The 6,966-nt window shown below is 64.4% G+C and carries 7 protein-coding genes; 4 read left to right on the forward strand and 3 right to left on the reverse strand.

Going from position 1 to position 6,966, the window contains the following annotated elements; translation table 11 throughout:
- Nucleotides 1-57 precede the first annotated feature (57 nt).
- Nucleotides 58-1,680 (forward strand): flavin-containing monooxygenase, encoded by a 1,623-nt coding sequence (locus STE01S_RS09170; RefSeq protein ID WP_062767202.1) that lies wholly within the window; start codon nt 58-60, stop codon nt 1,678-1,680.
- On the opposite strand, the gene STE01S_RS20365 is transcribed toward STE01S_RS09170, so the two are convergent.
- From STE01S_RS20365 to STE01S_RS09185, 3 genes are all read right to left on the reverse strand, one after another.
- A complete protein-coding gene (locus STE01S_RS20365; RefSeq protein WP_162928246.1) occupies nt 1,656-2,159 on the reverse strand; it encodes a hypothetical protein in 504 nt (167 codons plus the stop codon). The two genes, STE01S_RS09170 and STE01S_RS20365, sit on opposite strands and share 25 nt — an antisense overlap.
- Nucleotides 2,160-2,355: 196 nt before the next feature.
- A complete protein-coding gene (locus tag STE01S_RS09180; RefSeq protein ID WP_062767206.1) occupies nt 2,356-3,111 on the reverse strand; it encodes an SDR family NAD(P)-dependent oxidoreductase in 756 nt (251 codons plus the stop codon).
- A gap of 173 nt (nt 3,112-3,284) precedes the next feature.
- The gene (locus STE01S_RS09185; RefSeq protein ID WP_255265920.1) at nt 3,285-4,073 is read right to left on the reverse strand and encodes an IclR family transcriptional regulator; all 789 of its coding nucleotides are present in this window, start codon (nt 4,071-4,073) and stop codon (nt 3,285-3,287) included.
- A 97-nt stretch (nt 4,074-4,170) separates the two neighbouring features.
- Between STE01S_RS09185 and STE01S_RS09190 the strand changes: the two genes are divergently transcribed.
- Genes STE01S_RS09190 through dmpG form a run of 3 tightly spaced genes read left to right on the forward strand, consistent with a single transcriptional unit; the run spans nt 4,171 to nt 6,930 of the window.
- Nucleotides 4,171-4,950 (forward strand): 2-keto-4-pentenoate hydratase, encoded by a 780-nt coding sequence (locus tag STE01S_RS09190; RefSeq protein ID WP_062767320.1) that lies wholly within the window; start codon nt 4,171-4,173, stop codon nt 4,948-4,950.
- 4 nt (nt 4,951-4,954) lie between these two features.
- A complete protein-coding gene (locus STE01S_RS09195) occupies nt 4,955-5,911 on the forward strand; it encodes an acetaldehyde dehydrogenase (acetylating) (protein WP_062767210.1) in 957 nt (318 codons plus the stop codon).
- Nucleotides 5,908-6,930, forward strand: coding sequence for a 4-hydroxy-2-oxovalerate aldolase (gene dmpG / locus STE01S_RS09200; protein ID WP_062767212.1), 1,023 nt, complete (start codon nt 5,908-5,910; stop codon nt 6,928-6,930). Before STE01S_RS09195 ends, dmpG begins: the two co-directional genes overlap by 4 nt.
- Nucleotides 6,931-6,966: the final 36 nt, after the last annotated feature.

Consider the following 6,966-nt stretch of genomic DNA (forward strand, 5'->3'; position numbering starts at 1 on the left):
CGGGCCGGAGACTTCACCGCCCGACGACCGACTTACCGCTTCTCCCAAGGACTTCCGATGCAACAGGCCAATCCCACCCGCGACACGTCTCCCCGCCGCCTCGACGCGCTGATTATCGGCGCCGGCTTCGGCGGCATGTATGCCTTGCACCGCACACGCGGCATGGGGCTCGACGCCCATCTGATCGAGGCGGGCGACGATGTCGGCGGCACCTGGTACTGGAACCGCTATCCCGGCGCGCGCTGCGATGTGATGAGCATCGATTACAGCTATTCCTTCTCCGACGAGATCCAGCAGGAGTGGACGTGGAGCGAGCAATTTGCGGCGCAACCCGAAATCCTGTCCTATGCGCGCTTCGTCGCCGACAAGCTCGACCTGAAACGCGACATCAGCTTCGAAACGCGCGCGACCACGGTCCATTATGACGAAGAGGCGGCGCTGTGGCGGATCGAGACCGATCGCGGCGAGGTCTATGAGGCGCGCTATTGCCTGATGGCGACCGGACCACTGTCGGTGCCGAAGCAGCTCTATATCCCGGGTGCCGACAAGTTCAAGGGCGAGCTCTATCTCTCGGGCAAATGGCCGCACCATGACGTCGATCTCAAGGGCAAGCGCGTCGCGGTGATCGGCACCGGGTCGTCGGGCATTCAGATCGTGCCCGTCGTCGCCGAGCAGGCCGAACATCTTTACGTCTATCAGCGGACGCCGAGCTTCACGCTCCCGATGCGCAACCGCAAGCTCGACGAAGAATATGTCGCGCACATCAAGGCCCATTATCCCTCGCTGCGTGCGGCGGCGCGCCATTCGCTGACCGGCGGCGTGCGACCGATCACCCACCGCCCAGTGTTCAGCGTGACGCCCGCAGAGTGCGAGAAGCTGATGGAAGACGCCTGGGCGCACAGCGGCCTGTCCTTCCTCGGCCTTTTCTCCGACCTCCTCACCAATCGCGATGCGAACGAGGTCGTCGCGGAGTTCGTGCGCGGCAAGATTGCCGAGGTGGTGAAGGATCCCGACACCGCGCGCCGGCTGACCCCGCGCGGCTATCCGATCTTTGCGCGCCGTCCGTGCCTCGATACCGGCTATTATGAAGCCTATAACCGGGACAATGTGACGCTGAAGGATTGCCTCGAGCATCCGATCGTCGAGATCACCGAAAAGGGGATCCGCACCGCCGAGGGCGAGGTCGAGGTCGATATCATCATCGCCGCGATCGGTTATGACGCGCTGACCGGCGCGATGCTGTCGATCGATATCGAGGGCCGCGACGGGCGCAAGCTCAAGGACAAATGGGCCGATGGCGGCCGCTCGCACCTCGGCCTGATGATCGAGGGTTTCCCGAACCTGTTCGTCATCGCGGGCCCGAACGGCCCGTCGGCGCTCGCCAATTTCATCTTGCTGAACGAGCAGAATGTCGATTGGGTCTGCGACTGTATTGAGCATATGCGCAGTACCGGCCTGCGCTCGATCGAGGCGAATGCGGACGCCGAGGATCGCTGGATGGAGAAGGTGACGACGCTGGGCTCGCTGTCGCTCTATCCGACCGCGAACACCTGGTATACCGGCGCCAATGTGCCGGGCAAGCCGCGGACATTTCCGGTCTACATCGGCGGACTTGGCCGCTATCGCGAAATCTGTTCCGACGCAGCGGCGGATGGCTATCGCGGCTTCACGCTACGATAGGTCCGGCGCGCGTTCTGATCGGGAGTGAGCGATATGTCGTCCGATAGGCTGTTCGAGCCACTGCCTCTCGCCCGCGGCAAGCCGATGAAGAATCGGCTGATGCTTGCGCCGCTTACCAACCGGCAGAGCCACCCCGACGGCACCCTGTCGGATGCCGAGCGCAATTGGCTGGAGATGCGCGCGGCCGGGGGCTTCGACACCGAATCCTTGGAAATCAGGACGTTCGGCAGCGAGCCCGCAAAATCCTCGGCGCTGGAAATCTGGCGTTCCTGCAGATCCTCGCCCGGCACGACCTGGATCGAGATCGGAACGTCCTGCACCGACTGTTCGCGCTTCTCTGCCGTGACGACAATTTCTTCGATCTGCGCTTGCGCCGGCATGGCGGTGATCGCCAGGGCCCCCACGGCAGCCGATTGCAGAAGTTTCGAATTCAGGCCCTTCATTACCGCTCTCCCCATGGTCATGGCGTTCGACGCCATTCTTCTGTTTGTTTGAAATTTGACCGCCTGATAAAACCGAGCGTTCGAAAAGAAACCTCGCATTCCGCTCGTTTTGGCTCTGCTTATCGATCCGGTGCCCGCATCCGGCCGGGTCCGACATTCTTCTGTTGTCGTGCTTTTCCATTGAAAAATGGAGGAAAAATCGGCACCTCGATGTCGGGACGCAGCGCTTCGTTTATGCGTTGACCGTCGCCCCGCCATCGATGCGTACCCCTTCGCCGGAGATATAGCGCGCTGCGTCGGATGCCAGGAACACGGCGACAGGCGCGATGTCGCCGGGCTGGCCGAGCCGGCCCAAAGTGATTTTCCGTTCCCAATAGGCAATGAATTCGGGGTCGTTCGACACCGACTGAGCCAATGGCGTCACGATGCTGCCCGGCTGGAGGAAATTGGCACGAATGCCGTATTTGCCAAGGTTCACCGCCATCGCCTTGGTCATGCCTGCAACCGCATGTTTCGATGTGATATAGGCGATGATGCCGGGGCCTGCGAGTTCCGACACGATCGATCCGGTGTTGATGATGCTCGCGCCCGCGCTCTTGCGAAGCAAGGGAATGGCTTCGCGGGTCAGGCGGAATACCGCATGCACATTGACCGCCATGACGCGGTTCCATTGATCGTCGGACGTCGTCTCTGCGTCGCCGGCCGTTATGATCCCGGCGTTGTTGACCAATATGTCGATCCCGCCGAGCAGGGCGGACGCCGTGTCGACGATCGTTCCCGGTGCGGCGGGGTCGGTAATGTCGATCGCCAGCCGCGCGATCGGCCCTTCCAGCGTTTCGCTGGTCGACCATTCGGCGGAGGGCAGATCGACCCCCAGTACCGTCGCGCCCTCGGCAGCGAGCGCCTCGGATATCGCCCTGCCGATTCCGCTCGCTGCGCCCGTGACGATTGCTTTCTTGCCCGAGACTATTCCTTTTCCTGGCGCCATTCTTCCCTCCCGAATGTCGCGGCCCCGCGGGCGCGCGCCGATTTTCGTGGCGATGCGTAACGCGTTTGCGGCCCGAATATCATTCGCAACCGGCTCGCATCGCCCGCGCAATCGATGCTGCTCCGTCCGGATTTCCGGTCAATCGGATCCGTGGCATTGGCACGGCTGGCGGTTCAGTCGGCGCGGGCGCGACCGGCGAGGCTTTTGAGACTGCGCAAGGCCGATCGCTCGGTCCCCGGGGTGGGCGTGTCACCCAGGAATGACAAGGATATGGCGCCGCGCACCGCCCCGTTTGCGGCATGCACGGGGACTGCCATGCAATAGAGGTCGCTTCGTACCTCATGCCGGTCGTAGGCTGCGCCCTCGCCGCGCACGCCGAGCAATGTGGCCCGTAATCGATCCGGATCGGTGATCGTGTTGGGCGTCAGCGCGATGAAGGGCCCCTGATCGAGATAGGCGTCGAGTTCGGCATCGGGCAGTGCAGCGAGCAGAACCTTGCCGATCGCCGAGCAATAGGCTTCGAGCTGCATATGCTCGACCGTGAACAGGTCTTCAGCCCCGCCGCGTTCCCGGACGATATAGGTGACCATATTGTCTTCGAGAACGCCCGCGTGGGCATAGGCGCCAAAGCGGCGCGCGAGACGGGCCAAGGGATGCCGCAACACGGCGGCCAGCCGGTCGCGCCGATCCGGGCGGCCGAATGCGGCAAGACGTTGTCCGGACACATATATGCCCTTGGCCGCCCGGTCGATATAGCCGGCGCTCTCGAGCGTGCGCGCGAGCCGGTGGGCGGTTGCGACCGGCATCTCCAATTGCCGCGCGATAGCGGAGAGCCCCGATCGGCCTCCGTCCGCCAGCACGGCATCAAGCAGCTGCAACCCCTTCGCCAGCGTGCCCGATGCATAGGCTGGACGGGCCGCGGCGGGGGGGGCGGCATGGCAATGGGGCGGGGTGGCAGGCATCCTACAAACCTTCAATTTCTCGATTATCGAGAAATAGCATTGGCGATGGCGTGCCGGCAACCCGAATAGCTGTTACCCAGCGACCGAGGAGAGGATGATGTCGATCACATTCGAAGCCGTCGCCCGCCGCCTGCGCGATGCCTATGCGGGCGGTGTTGTCCCGCCGCTGCGCGATGCGCTGGATCCGACCGATGCCTCGGGCGCTTATGCGGTGCAGACGATCAACACGCGCTTCTGGGAAGCGCAGGGCCGGCGGATTGTCGGGCGCAAGGCGGGGCTGACCGCGAAGGCGGTGCAGGCGCAACTCGGCGTCGACCAGCCCGACTTCGGCGTCCTGTTCGACGACATGCGCGTCGCCGATCGCGGACGCCTCGACCCGGCACGGACGATCCAGCCGAAGGCCGAGGCCGAGATCGCCTTCATTGTTGGCGCCGACCTGTCCGATCCCGATACGACCACCGAACAGGTCGCGGCGGCGGTCGCGAGCGTCCACGCCGCGATCGAGATCGTCGACAGTCGCATCGCCGACTGGAAGATCACGTTCGCCGATACCGTTGCCGACAATGGCTCCTCGGCCTTCTTCGTGCTGGCGGATGACGGGTTATCGCTCGCCGGGCTCGACCTCGAAGGCGCCGCGATGGAGATGACCGTCAATGGCGCGGTCGCTTCGACCGGCGTCGGTGCCGCCGCGCTTGGCAACCCGCTCAATGCCGCCGCGTGGCTGGCGCGGATTCTCGCGGGTCGCGGCGAGCCGCTGAAGGCGGGCGATATCCTGCTCGCGGGTGCGCTCGGGCCGATGGTCACGCTGACCCCCGGCGACCATGTCGAGGCACGCATCGCCGGCATCGGTACCTGCAGCTTTAAATACAAGGCATAGCAAAATGACGAAGACCGCCAATGGCAAGACCAAGGTCGCGATCATCGGGTCGGGCAATATCGGCACCGACCTGATGATCAAGATCATGCGCCTGTCCGACACGCTCGAAATGGGTGCCTTCGTCGGCATCGATCCCGAGAGCGACGGGCTGAAGCGCGCCGCGCGGCTCGGCGTTCCGATCACCGCCGACGGTCTCGATGGGCTGATCGCCATGCCCGGCTTCGCCGACATCGGCATCGTCTTCGACGCGACCTCGGCGGGGGCGCACCAGCGGCACAGCGACGTGCTGATCGCGCACGGCAAGCGCGTCGTCGACCTGACCCCGGCGGCGATCGGTCCCTGCACGATCCCGCCGGTCAACGGCGACGCGCACCTCGATGCCGATAACGTCAACATGGTGACCTGCGGCGGGCAGGCGACGATCCCGATCGTCGCGGCCGTGAACCGCGTCGCCAAGGTACATTATGGCGAGATTGTCGCCTCGATCTCGTCGAAAAGCGCCGGCCCCGGCACGCGCGCCAATATCGACGAGTTCACCGAAACGACGAGCGAAGCGATCGTAAAGGTTGGCGGTGCGACGCGCGGAAAGGCGATCATCGTCCTCAACCCCGCCGAACCGCCGCTGATCATGCGCGACACCGTCTATTGCCTGTGCGACGACGCCGACCGTGCGGCGATCCGCCAGTCGGTCGAGGACATGGTCGCCGAAGTACAGACCTATGTCCCCGGCTATCGCCTCAAACAGGCGGTCCAGTTCGAAAGCATCGGCGGCAACGCTCCGCTGCGCATCCCCGAAATGGGCGGCAGCTTTACGGGTCTGAAGGTCAGCGTCTTCCTCGAGGTTGAGGGCGCGGCGCATTATCTGCCGGCCTATGCGGGCAATCTCGACATCATGACCTCGGCGGCACTCAAGACCGCCGAGAAGATCGCGCTCCGCATGAACGAAGGAGTGGCCGCATGAGCTTCGACCCGACCACGACCAAACTCTATATCCAGGACGTCACCCTCCGCGACGGAATGCACGCGATCCGCCACCAATATGGCCTCGATCATGTCCGCGCGATCGCCAAGGCGCTCGATGCCGCAAAGGTCGATGCGATCGAGGTGTCGCACGGCGACGGGCTGCAGGGATCGAGCTTCAACTACGGCTTCGGCGCCCACACCGACTGGGACTGGATCGGCGCGGTTGCCGAGGTGCTCGAGCATAGCGTGCTGACGACGCTGCTGCTGCCGGGCATCGGGACGGTTCACGACCTCAAGCATGCTTACGAAATGGGGGTGCGCTCGGTGCGGATCGCGACTCACTGCACCGAGGCCGATGTCGCGAAACAGCATATCGAGGCGGCGCGCGGGCTGGGCATGGACGTCGCCGGTTTCCTGATGATGAGCCACATGTCCGAGCCCGACGCGCTCGCGAGCCAGGCGAAGCTGATGGAGGACTATGGCGCGCACTGCGTCTATGTCACCGACAGCGGCGGCGCGCTGACGATGGATGGCTATGCGGCGCGCCTCGCCGCCTATGACCGCGTCCTCAAGCCGGAAACGCAGCGCGGCGTCCATGCGCACCACAATCTCAGCCTCGGGGTCGCGAACAGCATCGTCGCGGTGCAGAATGGTGCCATCCGTGTCGATGCCAGCCTTGCCGGCATGGGCGCCGGTGCGGGCAACGCCCCGCTTGAAGTGTTCGTCGCCGCTGCCGACGTCTACGGCTGGAACCATGGCTGCGACCTGTTCGCACTGATGGATGCGGCCGAGGAACTGGTGCGCCCGCTGCAGGACCGCCCGGTGCGCGTCGATCGCGAGACACTGACGCTCGGCTATGCGGGGGTTTACTCCAGCTTCCTCCGACATGCCGAAAAAGCGGCGGCCGAGCACGGCCTCGATACGCGCGCGATCCTCGTCGAACTCGGCCGCCGCAAGATGGTCGGCGGACAGGAAGACATGATCGTCGATGTCGCGCTCGACATGGCGAAGCAATAAGTCGTGCATTTCATGCGCGGCTTTGCGCAAGGGGCG

The sequence above is a fragment of the Sphingopyxis terrae subsp. terrae NBRC 15098 genome (genome assembly GCF_001598815.1).
GTDB classification, from domain to species: domain Bacteria; phylum Pseudomonadota; class Alphaproteobacteria; order Sphingomonadales; family Sphingomonadaceae; genus Sphingopyxis; species Sphingopyxis terrae.